The following is a 14,269-nucleotide window of genomic DNA, read 5'->3' as shown; positions in this document are numbered from 1 at the left end:
GTGCAAAACTCTGGATACGCATGGAGGATTCCAGTAACTGCAAGAGGAGTTGACATGAACCCAAAAATGCTTACTCTAGTAACCTTTGTACTACTGGTTGTGGGATTGGTTGCTGCAGGATGCCTCGATTACGGGGAAGAGCCTCAAAAATCCGATTCCGGCAGCAACGGATCTATTATCGGCCCTACAACCGATCCAACCGCTCCACCACTTGCGATAACACCCGTCATCGTGTATACGCTAAAAGAGGCGCATGAAAAGTTTGGTACGGATCTCCCGGTACCATCGTATCTGCCAGGTGGCTACTCTTTTTCGTATGCATTACAGCATGGCGAACCGGACAACCGAATATCCTTGATCTACGCGAAAGGCGAGGATGAACTTCGTATCACGCAGGTGCCTGTCCCGGGCAACCCCTGCCCGGGGCAGAAAACCACAGGTTCTGTTGGGGTGACGATCGACGGGACAAACGGAACGTTTACTCCCGGAGATGGGGAAAACATGCTTCGTTGGAGTGATAGCCGCTATGCATACTGCCTTTCCGGCACACAGGAGATGGATGAGATGGTGGCGATTGCAGCATCGGTGGATGGTTCTGGAAGATCGGCCTGATCATCGCCGTCCCCCTTTTTGCCTTCGACCTCTCCTGCTACCTTCGGTCTGTGGAATGCCCCATGCAAGAGGCATCCGTTACCTGGTCTCCGGGTTGATTCTGCTGTCCGCTGTTTCATTATATCCGAGAGGCACATGGAGGAGTAGGAACCGATCATCTGTTCCGACATCGTAGATGCACTCATGCCGGGAAGGCAGAGGACCATCTCAAAGATCCCCCATCCTCCACCCGGGCACCACCGTTTATCACCCGCCGCTCCCAATACCTACAATAGAGAGGCTACACTATGGAGATGGAGATCGGATTTACCAAACTGCAGGGAAACGGCAACGACTTTATTCTGATTGACGAATTCGAACAGGAAGCCATCCCCGAGGAGATGAAGGGAGCGTTTGCAGCGCTCTTCTGCGACCGCAGGTTCGGCATCGGCGGGGACGGCGTCCTCTTCCTCCAGGCATCCGATGCCGCCGATATCAGGATGCGGCTCTTTCAGCCCGACGAGAGCGAGGCCGCGATGTGCGGGAACGGCATCCGGTGCCTCGCGAAGTACGCCTACGATGCCGGCTACGTCAAAGAGTCCTGCTCGGTCGAGACCGGGGCCGGGATAGTCCCGGTGAAAATGGGTTATACCGACGACGAGTTCACGGCGACGATCACGATGCCGACGCCGGCCTTCGAGCGGAGCGCCATCCCCGCCGTCGGGGACGGCGAATATAAAGAGGAGATCCTGAACTTCACCGTGTATGCCGCAAACACCGGCGTCCCCCACGCCGTCATCTTTGTAAAGGAGATCGGCGCCGTCGATATCGCCGCCGTCGGCCCGGTCATCCGGAACCACCCCACCTTCCCTGAGGGTGCGAACGTCAACTTCGTCGAAGAGGCGGGCGACGGCTCGCTCCGGATCCGGACGTTCGAGCGCGGCGTCGAGGACGAGACGTTCAGCTGCGGGACAGGGGCCACGGCGTCCGCCGCCGTCGCCCGCCACCTCGGAAAGACCGGTGATACGGTGCGGGTCGAGACAAAAGGCGGCCCGCTCGTCATCCGGTTTGGCGAGACCGTCACGATGGAAGGCCCCGCCGAGACGGTCTTTACCGGCGTTATATCGTTCTGATCCCGTCTTCGGTGATCACAAAATCGAACGAGAGCCCTTCCGGCCGGGACCGGTGCTTTGCAAGCATCGCCCGCCGGGAACCATCCTTCTTCTCGAGCTTCACGATGGCCTTTGAGATGTGCTCAAGCGCCGTCCCCCCAAGACCCGCCACCCGTTCCCGCTCCACGTCCACGTAGATCTGGTTGGTGATCAGGACCGGGATATCGTACTTCTTCGCAAGCCCGAGGAGTTTTATGATATGGCGCAGGAGTTTGCGCAGTGCTTCCCGCCCAAGATCGAGCTCGGTCCGGTAGAGTGCGGTCGCCGAGTCCATCACGATGAGGTCGACGGGGGCGTGACCGTCTCTCTTGAGCAGCCCTTCCGCATCGGCGATCATCACCCCCTGCTGGGCAAAATCGAACGGTTCAAAGAGGTAGAGCCGGTCCGCAAGTGTCCCTGCATCCGCTCCGGCAATCTGCGAGAAGCGCTCGACCGAGAACCCCTCAGTATCGATGTAGACGACCGAGTTCCCGGCCCGGAGAGAGGCCACCGTGGCCATCTGACAGAGGGTGCTCTTTCCGCTCGCCGGTTCGCCGTAGATCTGGGTGATGGCCCGCCGCTCGAGCCCGCCGCCCAGCAGGTCGTCGAGGGGCCGGCACCCCGTGCTGACACGCTCGGACTTCATGGGTCAAGCACACCCCGCTCGAGAAAGATCCGGCGTGCAGCCGCCTCAACCGTTCCCGTGACCTCCCGGAGCGGAATCCCGAGATCCCTCGCGTATGCTGCCGCCTGCTCGTACTCCGCCTTGAAGGAGGTGATCTTTCCTCCCGACCAACCGCACTTGACGTCTACCGCGATCTCTTGCCCGCGCAAGCTGACCGTGATTCGCTCGACGGTCCGCTCGGCGACGGAGCGGTGAACCATCGGTATGCAGCGTATCCCGAGCGTCCCTAGTTCTGCGGCCATCACGCCGACGAGGCGATCGGTCGCTTCGGGACGGCAGATGACACGGACGAGGTGTCCGCTCCGGCCCTTCTTCATCACGATGGGGCTTGCGCTTGCATCCCTAGCCCCCTCCTCCATCAGACGGCCGAGCGTATAGGCGAGGGCCTCCCCGGTGACGTCGTCCACGTTCGTCTCGAGAATATCCACCCGGTCGCCGTGGCCCTTTTCCTCCGTCTCAAGGATCATCGAGCGCAGGACGTTGGGCCTCCCCGGGGGGTTCCTGCTCCCCGCCCCGTAGCCGACCGCCCGGATTGCCGCAGGGCCGAGATCCTGTGACCGGGTCGTCGAGAATTCGGCAAGGAGTGCGGCCCCCGTCGGGGTGCAGAGTTCACGCTCCTCGTTCCCCGGAACGGTCGCGAGATTGGACTCCGCGAGGATGGCCACGGTTGCAGGGGCCGGAATGGGGAAGGTCCCGTGTGCACCTACCGCAAAACCCCGGCCGAGGGCCACCGGGTGAACGGCGACCTTCTCGACGCCGAGGGAGTGGAGTGCGGTGCAGGCCCCGAGAACATCGGCGATCGCGTCGTCCGCACCCACCTCATGAAAGTGCGCGCCCTCTCCGTGGATGCTCTCCTCGGCCCGGTGTATCCGGAGGAAGACCCGGCGGGCCATCTCGCGTGCGGCCGCAGGGGCGTCGCTTCCTGCCACGATATCGAGCACCTCGTCAAGCGATCGATGCTGCACCGGTGCGTTCGTCCTCACCTGGATGGCCTGGATACCGGAGCGGTCCACCCGCTCGATTGTCGGCTCTCCGACGACGGAGCGCATCGCCGCCCGAACAAACCCCTCGTCCGCCCCCAGATCGAGGAGAGAACCGATGATCATGTCGCCCGCGGCTCCGTTGAACGGGTCGAAGAGAAGTACTTTCATGCGCCTCCAGTACTTATAAATCCCCGAAATATAAGAACTAGAGGTAATGCCCGAGATATACTTGAAGGTGGATAGCGCGTATCCGGAGGATCAGGGGGCGGGCAAGGCACGTCTTGACCCAGACACCATGCTGCAGCTCCGGCTCAGCCCCGGAGACCTCGTCGCTATTGAGGGTAAGCGTCGCACTGTGGCCAAAGTCTGGCGTGCCATGGTGAACGACTGGCACCAGGGTAAGGTCCGCATCGATAATTTTACACGGCTCAACACCGGTGCTAGCATCGGAGACCGCGTAAAGGTAAAAACGCTGGACGAAGAGGTCGAGGCGAAACGGGTCGTGCTTGCACCTCCTGAGGACCTCCCAAAGCAGCTTCCCATCAACTACAGCAGCGTCGTCAACAAGCTGATCGACTTCCCGATCGTCAAGAACGACTCCGTGCCGATCCAGGCCGGGCTCCCGTTCATGCAGCCCCAGCTGGTTGCATTCAAGGCCGTGGTGGTCGAGCCGGAGAACGCCGTGATCATCACCAAGAACACGAAGATCGAGTTCTCCGACAAACCTGCTGCCGGGTTTGAGGGCGTGAAACGGATCAGCTACGAGGATATCGGCGGCTTAAAGGACGAGTTGCAGCGCGTCCGTGAGGCGATCGAACTGCCCATGCGGCATCCCGAGATCTTCCGTAAGCTCGGCATCGAGCCCCCGAAGGGTGTTCTCCTCTACGGACCGCCCGGAACGGGAAAGACCCTCATCGCAAAAGCGGTCGCAAGCGAGAGCGGTGCCCACTTCATCTCGATTGCGGGGCCCGAGGTCATCTCGAAGTACTACGGCGAGAGCGAGCAGCGGCTCCGCGAGGTCTTTGAGGACGCCCGGCAGCATGCTCCTGCCATCATCTTCATCGACGAGCTCGACTCGATCGCACCCCGACGTGAAGAGGTGACCGGAGAGGTCGAACGGCGTGTCGTGGCCCAGCTCCTGACGATGATGGACGGGCTTGAGGAACGGGGACAGGTCGTGGTGATCGGCGCCACCAACCGGCTTGACGCCATCGACCCGGCCCTCCGGCGTCCCGGACGGTTCGACCGCGAGATCGAGATCGGGGTCCCCTCGGAGGACGACCGGGTTCAGGTGCTCCAGATCCACACTCGCGGTATGCCGCTTGCGGACGACGTGGTGATCTCTTCAATCGCCCAGCAGACCCACGGGTTCGTCGGTGCGGACCTTGCCGCCCTCGCCCGTGAGGCAGCGATCAAGGCGTTGCGGCGTTACCTCCCCGAGATCGATATGGAGGCCGAGGAGATCCCGCCGGAGATCCTCGAGAAGATGGAGGTGCAGGGGAAAGACTTCCGCGACGCCCTCCGTGACGTAGGCCCGAGCGCCATGCGTGAGATCCTCCTTGAGGTCCCGCACATATCGTGGGAAGATGTGGGCGGACTTGAAGAGGCAAAGCAGGATATCCGCGAAGCGGTCGAGTATCCGCTCACCCGCCGCGAGCGGTTCGAGGAACTCGGCATCGAGCCGCCGAAGGGTGTCCTCCTCTACGGGCCGCCGGGAACAGGAAAGACCCTCATTGCAAAGGCAGTCGCAAGCGAGAGCGGGGCGAACTTCGTGCCGGTCAAAGGACCCGAACTCCTCTCGAAGTGGGTCGGCGAGAGCGAGCGTGCCGTCCGCGAGGTCTTCAAGAAGGCCCGACAGGTGGCCCCGTCGATCATCTTCTTCGATGAACTGGACGCTCTTGCCACCGCCCGCGGCGCCGGCACCGAGTCGCACGTGATCGAGAGCGTCTTAAACCAGATCCTGACCGAGATCGACGGTCTTGAGGAACTCCGCGGCGTGGTGGTGATGGGCGCAACGAACCGGCCGGATATGGTCGACCCGGCGCTTCTGCGGCCGGGGAGGTTCGACCGGCTCGTCTATATCGGCGAGCCCAGCCGGGATGATCGGGAGAAGATCCTCGGGATTCACACCCGCTACATGCCGATCGAGGGCTCCGTGATCGAGGACCTCGTGGCCATGACGGAGGGGCTCTCGGAGAACGAGATCGAGGATCTGATCCTGGCCGTCGGGACCAACCGCCAGGCGAGCCTTGAGGACTTCAGGACCCAGCGTGCCGCGATTGCGGCAAGCGAGGGAGAAGAAGGGCTCTCCCGCCACGTAAGGAGGAAGAAGATCGTCGACCTCCTCGCCGAGCAGAAGATTACCATCGACGACCCCGCCCGGACCCAGCTCCTGCGAAAGGTCGCGGCCGATGCCGAGGGGTTCGTCGGCTCGGACCTCGAGGCGCTCGGCAGAGAGGCGGCCATGCTTGCCATGCGGGAAGGGGCCCCCCTCGTGAACCAGGCGCACTTCGAGCGGGCACGGGAGAGGGTGCACGCGACGATGAACGATCGGCTCCGGCAGTATTACCAGAAGATCCAGCAGCATTTCAAGGGCGGGCTGCCGAAAGAGACGCAGCCGCTGGAATACCAGTAACCGAAAGATCAAAACTCTTTTTTTTGCGGCGATCCGTCCTTGATATTGGGATAATTGCGGGCAGAGGGGCCTCCTCACCCTTATTCCGGTGGCGACCCATGATCGCAAACCTCCCCTTGGGCAACCTATTTACACCGTTATGGACAAGTATATACACCGAAGTTCAACCCTGCAACACGGAGTATCCACATGCCGAACTGTACCACATTCCTCGATGCCAACGCCTGTAACCCCGATAAAATCGCTCTCATCGTCCCCTCCCGGAAGGAGTCTTATACCCGATCCGACCTCCGGGACCGGGTCGCCCGGGTTGCCGGCGGGCTCCTCGCGCTCGGCATCGAACACGGGGAGCGGGTCTGCATCTATCTGGACAGTTCGCCGGAATACCTCATCGCCTACCTTGCCCTCTGGCGGATCGGGGCCGTCGCGGTCCCGACGAACCGGGTCTACCGCGAGGGCGAGGTCCTCTATGCCATCCATAACGCGGGGGCCGCCGCCGTCATCACCGACGTGGAGGGTGCGGCCCTCGTCGAGCGGATCCGGGATCAGGCACCGATGCTCCGAAACGTCATCTCCGTCGGCGGAGAGGCTGCGGGCGCTGTCCCATGGACCGACCTCCTTGGTGCTGAACCGTGCCTCCGGGCCGCCCACTGCCGGTTCGACGACCTCTGCCAGATCCAGTACACGAGCGGCACCACCGGCAAACCGAAGGGCGCGATGCTCACCCACGGGAACTGGATCGCGGCGATGGATGCCGAGCGGGATGTCCTGCGGCTCACCGAGGACGACATCTACCTCGGGATCTACCCCATGGGCCACGTCGGCATCAGCTGGGGGATCGCCACCCTCCGGGCCGGCGGGACGTACGTCATTATGGAGCGGTTCGACCTCGACCGCTACCTCGAACTCGCAAGGGAATACCGGGCCACAGTCGTCGCCGGAATGCCGCCGGTGATCCACTCCCTCATCCAGACCCCGCCGGGGACCGAGGCGGCCCTCGCCACCGCCCGGGTGATGATCAGCGGCGGCGGCCCCCTGACCCCCGGGGTCTGGAAACCGTTCCACAAGCGGTTCGGCATACCCATCGTCAACGCCTACGGCCTCTCGGAGACGGTCGTCGTCGGAACCGGGACCGCCATCCGTCCCGAACACTACGCGACTGCGGACGAGTATAAGAGTGTCGGCACCCCGGTCGGGTTCTCGGAGGTGAAGATCGTCGATGTAAACGATCCAAGCCGGGAACTGGGCGTAGGCGTTGACGGCGAGATCGCGCTCCGGGGGCCGGGGGTGGCGCTCGGCTACTGGCAGATGCCGGAAGAGACCGCCGCGGCCTTCCTCCCCGACGGCTGGTTCCTGACCGGCGATATCGGCCACCTGGACGAAGCGGGCATGCTGTATATCACCGACCGCAAGAAGGACATGATCGTCATGTCGGGCTGGAAGGTCTACCCGACCGAGGTGGAAGACGTCCTGGTCCAGCACCCGGGCATCCGCGACGTGGCGGTATTCGGGTGCAGCGACGAGCATCGGGGAGAGGTGCCGGTGGCGGTGGTGGTCCCTGCCGGAAATGGCATCTCACCCGAAGAGATCATAGCCTTCGCCCGCGAACGCCTTGCAGGCTACAAGGTCCCCCGCCGGGTCATCCTTGTCGACGAGATCCCCCGGGTGAACGGGTGGAAACTCCTCCGAAAGCGTCTCCGGGAGGAATACTGCAACACCGGCGGCGCGTGCTGAATCACGTCCCGGGGGTAGTATTTTAAGGAGAAGGCGGCATATAGATACGCTGGAGGAGTTCTCCGGGGTAACGATTTGGCAGAAATCATAAAGCGCTCTACAGGAATCGCAGGCCTGGATCTTGTGCTCAACGGGGGGGTCCCGTCAGGCACCCGCATCATCATCTCCGGATCCCCACTAAGCGGTCTCGAACTCCTGGCGCAACAGTTCTGGCAGGCGGGAGAGGAGGGAGGCACCTACCTGATGCTCGATGCCGTGCCCGAGGAGGGCATGACCGACGCACGGGGGATGGATGCCGCGGCGCTCGCCGGAGCCATGCAGGGGGAGAGGATTGTCGTGGACTCTCTCTCCACACTGATCACCGCCTGGGGGATTGATGCGGCCACGAGGTTCGTCCTCGAGGATACTCGCGGGATCATCGATAGAGGGGCAAACATCGTCTACCTCCTCTACACCAACCACCACACGCCCCTCGAGGAGGCGCGAATGATGCGCGCCGCCGACGTCTTCATCGTTCTCAGACACGAGATCCACGGCAACGAGGTCGAGCGGACGCTCGCCGTCGAGAAACTCAAAGGCGGGGAGGTGCCGCAGCGGGTGATCCCCTACCATATCATAGCAAAGGGGCTTGAACTCTCGACGACGAGCAGGGTGGTTTAAGGAGAATACTCTTTTTGGCGCGACATCCGGGAGAGGGACGCCGGCGGCCTAGTCCGTATACTCGGCCCGGACAAGTTTCGCCGCAGCGACCATATTCTTCAGTTTGCCGAACGCCTCATCCCGCGTCCGCATCCGCATACCGCAGTCAGGATCAAGGAGCATCGCCTCCGGCGAGAAGATATCGACCCCGGCCTCGATCCTCTTTTTGATCGCTTCAATACTCTCGATCCCCGGATCTGCCGAGTCGACGCACCCATAGCCGACCATCCGGCCCCGGAGATCCTTCTCCGAGAGCACCTCGAGATTTCCGGGGTTGTTTGCGAACTCAAAATCGAATATGGCGACGTTTGTTCTGAGAATATCATCGATGACAGTCTCGAGGTTCCCGCAGACGTGGAGACAGACGGGAGTGCGCAGCACCCCGGCGATCGCGTTCACCGCCTCCCGGCCGACGGCGATGTTTGCCGCCCCCGTCGAGAAGATGGGCTCATCGACCTGGATGAGGGCAACCCCGGCGTCCTGGAGGTGTCTCGCCTCGACTGCGAGCGCCTGAGCAAGATCGAGGACCAGTTCTTCCTTGTTCCGGTAGAACGACGTCTCGATGGCAAGACCGTGTGCAAGCGTGCTCGGACCGGTGAGGATCCCCTTCACCTTCGGGTGCCGGGAGAGGGCGTACTTTGTGTCCGCGAGCGTTATGGGACGCTGTGCCGGCTGGACCTTTCCGACGACCGAAGACCCCCGGATACCGGGGAGGTGGGAGGTGAAGGCCCGGATCATGTCGCCCCGGACCTGGCCGTCGGAGATGATATCGATCCCGGCACTGATCTGGTCGGCGACCGCTACCTCCACCGCATGCTTGAGCGGGTTCATGCGGGCAAAAAGCCCCGAGCCTTTCACCACCGGGTAGCTCCCGACCACGGTGGTCGGGAGACGCACGCTCGTCAGGGTCATGGGGTCAGTCTGTGTCGGTCGCGCGGGAAGAGCACCGCCTCGCGGATGTTTCCGAGATCGAGCATCGTCATCACGAGACGCTCGATGCCGAGGCCCCATCCGGCGTGCGGAGGCATCCCGTAGCGGAACGTCTTTAGGTAGAACTCGAAACTCTCGGGGGAGAGGCCCTTTGCGCGGATCCGCTCCACCAGGAGGTTATAGTCGTGGATACGCTGGGCACCGGAGGCAAGTTCCATCCTGGGGTGCATCAGGTCGAAGGCCTTGCAGAACTCAGGCCTGTCCGGGTAGGGCATCGCATAGTAGGGCCTGGTATCGGTCGGCCAATCGACGATGAAGTAGTGCGTCCCGACCGCATCGCCGACCGCCCGCTCGGCCGCCGGGGAGAGGTCACCGCCGAAGGCAATCTTCTCCTCGATGGTGCGGTTTGCGATCTCGATCGCCTCGATATACGGGATCCGGGGGAACGGCTTCTTCGGAACCGCAAGTTCGATCCCGAGCTCCGCGAGTTCGTTGCTGCAGGTCTTTGCGACCGTCTCGTAGACGTGGATGATCAGGTCTTCCAGGAGTTCCATGACGTCGTTGTGGTCCGCAAACGAGACCTCGACATCGAGGCTCGTCGCCTCATTGAGGTGGCGGACGGTATTGTGCTCCTCGGCCCGGAAGATGGGACCGATCTCAAAGACGCTCTCAAACCCGGCAGCCATCATCATCTGCTTATAGAGCTGCGGGCTCTGGTTCATGAAGGCCTCTTTCTCGAAGTAGGCGATCGGGAAGAGCTCGGTACCGCCCTCGGTCGCGGCGGCGACGATCTTCGGGGTGGTGATATTGATGCAGCCCCGTGAGGCAAGGAACGCGGTCGCGGCGCAGGTCACCGCAGAGCGGATGAAGAAGATGGCGCGGACACGCGGTTTTCTCGCGTCCAGGAACCGGGAGTCAAGCCTAGTATCGAGCTCGGCCGGGACCTTCTCGGCGACGTCGAGCGGGAGCGGGCTCTCCGCAAGGCTGATGATCTCAAGTTCTTCGGGGACGATCTCGCGTCCGCCGGGTGCTTTCTCGATCGCCTTTACCTGGCCACGGACCCGGACCACGGATTCTCTTGAGATGTTCCGGACAGTCTCAAGAACCTCAGCCGTGACCTTCTTCTTCGGGATAGTCACCTGGATGATGCCGGATCTATCACGAATAACAAAGAACGCAAGTCCACCGAGGTCGCGGACCTCGTGCACCCATCCAATGACCTCAGCATATTCGGTCTTGGGGGTTACGGCCTGTATTGGTTGACGCATGTGAAAAACCTGGATACAGTGTGGGCCCCGGGAGGTATTTTGTCTTGCGCTCCAGCCCGGAGGAACGCTCCGCCAAGAGGGGTTGATATGGTTGGACCCGGACGGCCGCGGGAAAAGAGGGCGGCCGCCCGGGGTGGTGTGGACTTACAGGAAGACCGCCGCAGCAATGACCGTGGTCCAGCGGCCGCACATATCCCCTTCCGCCGCCTGACAGATATGCGTCGTGCTTATAATCCGTCCGCTCGCCTTGTAGATCTGCTCGCGTTCCTGCCATGCCTGGTCGGGATCGAACTCGATGCCGAGCGTTGTCGCGAGCATTGTCGCCGCAAGGTCCTCGGCGTACTCGCCCGACACTTCCGCGGTCTCTCCGAAGGCATGGTGCTCGGAAAGGTAGCCGTAGGCGTCGCTCTCCTTGGGCATTGCATGTCCGATGGCGGCAGAGACAAGCCGGCTCGGTTCATTGGTCTCATTCCGGGCCATGACGACGTAGACGATGCTGCCCGGAGAGAGTTCCTTTAAGCCTTCCTCCTTCGATATCAGCTGACAGTTCGGGGGAAAGATACTCGAGACGTAAACAAGATTGTATTTCTCGATGCCTGCCTGCCTGAGGGCCAGTTCAAACGATGCCAGTTTGTCTTTGTGGATCCCCACACCTTTTGTAAAGAAACACTTGGTCGGAACAAACATTAGAGATCATCTATCACTTGATTTTTTAATGTTTTCGGTTATAACAGCCATAAATTTAATAATGGGGCAAAATTTTTCCTATTTTTAGGAATAGCCCCCGAATATACCACCAAATTAGAAAAAAGCGCGTTAAAAATGGATATTTAGTCATGCTCAACTGAGGGGGAGGGGACTACCGATAGACCAAAAGAACAGGGTTTCCAGGTACCCGTCGTCACCCTGCAAACGGATCCCCTAATCGAGGCGAGACAGCGGGGGATTCTCCAAATCCCCGGCAATCATGGCCGATCTATGCGGTTTTTCGTACCGGACGTTTGTCAGAGAAACGCATATATGCCATCGGTACATGATCCGGTGCGGCCGGGAGTCTGCCCATGACGCGCTACGATGCTCGGATTCCCACACGCGCACCCCAAAGGAAGGTACAGAGATGGAATTGGAGAATAAACCCATGGCGGTCGTGGACTGTATCGGGCTCTACTGTCCCATGCCGGTCACGATGACAAAAGAGGCCATCGAGAAACTCGACGTCGGAGAGGTGCTCATGGTCAAGGCGGACGACCCTGCCGCAGAGGAGGACATCCGGCGCTGGGCAGACCGGATGGGTCACGAGATCGTGAAGTTCGAAAAGGTTGACGGAGTCATGAGGTTCTGCATCCGGAAGATGAAGTAGGTGATAGGGATGATGTATGCGGATAAGACAGTCAGCTGCGTTGGCATCTGCCAGTCGCCCATGCTCTCGATCGAGACGGAGATGAAGGCGCTCAACGAGGGGCAGATCCTGCAGGTAACGACCGATAAACCCGATCTTGTCGAGATGGTTCGGAACTGGGCCGGTGAGAGCGGACATACGATCGAGGAGGAGCATGTCACCTCGGGTGTTACGACCATCATCCTGCGCAAGGGGAGGGTGGCGCCTGTAGAAGCGAAGTGATCGGATGGAGACTGGAGGCTTGCGTGGCTGACAGGCGCCGGCCGAGCAGATGAGCCGTGAGAGAGCGGCCGGGGAGGGGGCCTCCGTTCCATCCGGGCAGGAGTTTGATGTATGGCACGGATACTCTATATCCAGACCAGCGGTATCGACACTCCCGAGAGGCTGTATGCGCCGTTCGTTCTCGCTACCGCGGCGCGAGCAATGGGCGTGGACGTGGACATCTTCTTCATGATCAAAGGGGTGACGGTCGTCAAGAGAGGGGCGGCGGAGGAGATCCAGGCCGGCAACTTCCCGAAACTCTCTGAGATGAGGGACCAGGCGATCGCCGCGGGAGCAAAGATCTACATCTGCGAGCAGAGCACCGAGACTCTCGGCCTCGAGCGAGGGGACTTCATCGAGGAGGGGCGGGTCGTCGGTTCCCTTACCCTAAACGACCTCGCCATCGATGCCGATGCAGTCATTACGTTTTAGGGAGGATTCCAGAGGATCCGGGGCACTATCACGACCCAACACCCGGGCGCGGCAATGGGTCGGACGAGGTGCCCCGGATCGCCGAGGCCGCCAGAGAAACAGTTAAACTCCTACAGGTTGTTACACCGCTATAGGACGGTAACACTATGGCAGAACAGATCGGATACAGCCAGAAGGTGATGGAGCACTTCATGAATCCGCACAACGTCGGGGTGATTGAGAACCCGGACGGCTACGGCAAGGTCGGCAACCCGGTCTGCGGGGACATCATGGAGATCTTCATCAAGGTCAAGGACGACGTCATCGAGGATATCAAGTTCCGGACGTTCGGGTGTGGATCGGCAATCGCCACGAGCAGCATGGTGACCGACATGGCCAAAGGGAAGACGCTCGACGAAGCGATGAAGATCACCCGCGACGACGTGGCGAGCGAACTCGATGGGCTGCCGCCCCGGAAGATGCACTGCTCGAACCTCGCGGCAGAGGCGCTCCACGCCGCGATAGAAGACTACCGCAAAAAGCAGAAGAGTGGGTGAAGGATCTAGCACCCGTAAATCAAAGAGAGGATATTTTTAGCGAGATCGAGGCTCTTGCCCCGGTTGACCATGAGGGTATCGAGGCGCAGAGCCCCCTCGATCGCGACCGGATCCCGGATATCCTGGATGAAGACATCCACGAAGTCCTCATAGAGACTGCAGGTCCCGGCGGAGGAGGCCTCCTTTCCAAACGCACGCATCAGAGCCGCCGCCGGGCCGCTGACCGGCGCATCGCCGATGAAGGGGCTTACCGCGATGACACGCTGCCGGCGGAGCGCCTCCCTCACACCGGCGCACTCGAGGATTGGGGAGATGCTCGTGACCGGGTTGCTCGGCCCGACCACCACGGCATCGCTTCTCTCAATCGCCTCGATAACCTCTTCTGTCGCGACCGGGGGCTCGCTGAACCTGCGGACGACGCCGTCGATCGCCACATCCCCCCGGTGCTTCACCCAGTACTCCTGGAAGTGCATCTCGCCCATCTTCGTGCGGACGTAGGTCGTCACGGGGGAGTCGGTCATGGGAAGAACCGTTGCCTGGACGGCCAGGGTCTTGCAGAGGGCCTTCGTCGCCTCGGTGAGGCTTATTCCGTTCCGGAGCATCTCACCCCGTGCGACGTGGATCGCCCGGTCCTGGTCACCGACGGCGATGAACTCGTTGATGCCGAGTCTTTTGAGAAGGTCGTGAGTGATGAAGGTGTCGCCGTGGATTCCCCACCACTTGCTGGTGTCGAGGATGCCCGCAAAGAGGTACATGACCGTATCGACGTCGGGAGAGAGGTGGTTGCCCGAGAACCACATATCCTCGGCCGTGTTGACGACGACCGCGATCTCCCGCTCCTCCAGCAGCTCGCGCATTCCGCGGAGGAGCTTTGGGGTCCCGGTCCCGCCTGAGAGGAAGGTAATCATTGGATAATTAGCGTATCAGGTCCATCCTTATATGATTGTTTCCAATCGCGTGTGCGC

15 protein-coding genes are annotated in these 14,269 nt (G+C 61.3%); 9 read left to right on the top strand and 6 right to left on the bottom strand.

Going from position 1 to position 14,269, the window contains the following annotated elements; all coding sequences use genetic code 11:
* A partial coding sequence (locus ACI94_RS09590; RefSeq protein ID WP_286681367.1) for a DUF4367 domain-containing protein occupies positions 1-612 on the top strand: 612 nt, incomplete at its 5' end.
* 293 nt (positions 613-905) lie between these two features.
* On the top strand, positions 906-1,724 hold the full coding sequence (gene dapF / locus ACI94_RS09585) for a diaminopimelate epimerase (protein WP_066956950.1): 819 nt from the start codon (positions 906-908) through the stop codon (positions 1,722-1,724).
* Here the strand turns inward: dapF and radB are convergent.
* Together radB and larC are read right to left on the bottom strand one after the other, a co-directional pair.
* Positions 1,711-2,388, bottom strand: coding sequence for a DNA repair and recombination protein RadB (gene radB, locus ACI94_RS09580; protein ID WP_066956206.1), 678 nt, complete (start codon positions 2,386-2,388; stop codon positions 1,711-1,713). The two genes, dapF and radB, sit on opposite strands and share 14 nt — an antisense overlap.
* Entirely contained in the window at positions 2,385-3,578 is a 1,194-nt protein-coding gene (gene larC / locus ACI94_RS09575) for a nickel pincer cofactor biosynthesis protein LarC (protein WP_066956202.1), read from the bottom strand. Before larC ends, radB begins: the two co-directional genes overlap by 4 nt.
* A gap of 46 nt (positions 3,579-3,624) precedes the next feature.
* Here larC and ACI94_RS09570 point away from each other — a divergent pair, with 46 nt between their 5' ends.
* From ACI94_RS09570 to ACI94_RS09560, 3 genes are all read left to right on the top strand, one after another.
* Positions 3,625-6,045, top strand: coding sequence for a CDC48 family AAA ATPase (locus tag ACI94_RS09570; protein ID WP_286681366.1), 2,421 nt, complete (start codon positions 3,625-3,627; stop codon positions 6,043-6,045).
* Positions 6,046-6,234: 189 nt separating this feature from the next.
* Positions 6,235-7,779, top strand: a complete 1,545-nt coding sequence (locus ACI94_RS09565) for a class I adenylate-forming enzyme family protein (RefSeq protein ID WP_066956196.1) — start codon at positions 6,235-6,237, stop codon at positions 7,777-7,779.
* 75 nt (positions 7,780-7,854) lie between these two features.
* Positions 7,855-8,439, top strand: coding sequence for an ATPase domain-containing protein (locus tag ACI94_RS09560; RefSeq protein WP_286681365.1), 585 nt, complete (start codon positions 7,855-7,857; stop codon positions 8,437-8,439).
* Between the two features lie 48 nt (positions 8,440-8,487).
* Here the strand turns inward: ACI94_RS09560 and ACI94_RS09555 are convergent, their stop codons facing one another.
* From ACI94_RS09555 to ACI94_RS09545, 3 genes are all read right to left on the bottom strand, one after another.
* Positions 8,488-9,390, bottom strand: a complete 903-nt coding sequence (locus ACI94_RS09555; protein ID WP_066956190.1) for a methionine synthase — start codon at positions 9,388-9,390, stop codon at positions 8,488-8,490.
* Positions 9,387-10,676, bottom strand: a complete 1,290-nt coding sequence (gene aspS / locus ACI94_RS09550; protein WP_066956187.1) for an aspartate--tRNA(Asn) ligase — start codon at positions 10,674-10,676, stop codon at positions 9,387-9,389. Before aspS ends, ACI94_RS09555 begins: the two co-directional genes overlap by 4 nt.
* 144 nt (positions 10,677-10,820) lie before the next feature.
* Entirely contained in the window at positions 10,821-11,363 is a 543-nt protein-coding gene (locus ACI94_RS09545; protein WP_273259086.1) for a pyruvoyl-dependent arginine decarboxylase, read from the bottom strand.
* 430 nt (positions 11,364-11,793) lie between these two features.
* Here ACI94_RS09545 and ACI94_RS09540 point away from each other — a divergent pair, with 430 nt between their 5' ends.
* From ACI94_RS09540 to nifU, 4 genes are all read left to right on the top strand, one after another.
* Positions 11,794-12,036 carry a sulfurtransferase TusA family protein gene (locus ACI94_RS09540; RefSeq protein WP_083524760.1) on the top strand — a complete coding sequence of 81 codons (243 nt, stop codon included), beginning with the start codon at positions 11,794-11,796 and terminating at the stop codon, positions 12,034-12,036.
* 9 nt (positions 12,037-12,045) lie between these two features.
* Positions 12,046-12,297, top strand: coding sequence for a sulfurtransferase TusA family protein (locus tag ACI94_RS09535; RefSeq protein WP_066956176.1), 252 nt, complete (start codon positions 12,046-12,048; stop codon positions 12,295-12,297).
* A gap of 111 nt (positions 12,298-12,408) precedes the next feature.
* Positions 12,409-12,768 (top strand): DsrE family protein, encoded by a 360-nt coding sequence (locus tag ACI94_RS09530; protein WP_066956173.1) that lies wholly within the window; start codon positions 12,409-12,411, stop codon positions 12,766-12,768.
* A 146-nt stretch (positions 12,769-12,914) separates the two neighbouring features.
* Positions 12,915-13,304, top strand: coding sequence for a Fe-S cluster assembly scaffold protein NifU (gene nifU / locus ACI94_RS09525; RefSeq protein ID WP_150468676.1), 390 nt, complete (start codon positions 12,915-12,917; stop codon positions 13,302-13,304).
* A 5-nt stretch (positions 13,305-13,309) separates the two neighbouring features.
* On the opposite strand, the gene cofD is transcribed toward nifU, so the two are convergent.
* The gene (gene cofD / locus ACI94_RS09520; RefSeq protein ID WP_286681364.1) at positions 13,310-14,212 is read right to left on the bottom strand and encodes a 2-phospho-L-lactate transferase; all 903 of its coding nucleotides are present in this window, start codon (positions 14,210-14,212) and stop codon (positions 13,310-13,312) included.
* Between the last annotated feature and the right edge of the window lie 57 nt (positions 14,213-14,269).

Origin of the sequence: Methanoculleus sp. DTU007, from assembly GCF_001512385.1 — an archaeon.
GTDB lineage: Archaea > Halobacteriota > Methanomicrobia > Methanomicrobiales > Methanoculleaceae > Methanoculleus > Methanoculleus thermophilus.
This window is presented reverse-complemented; position numbering and strand designations above follow the sequence as displayed.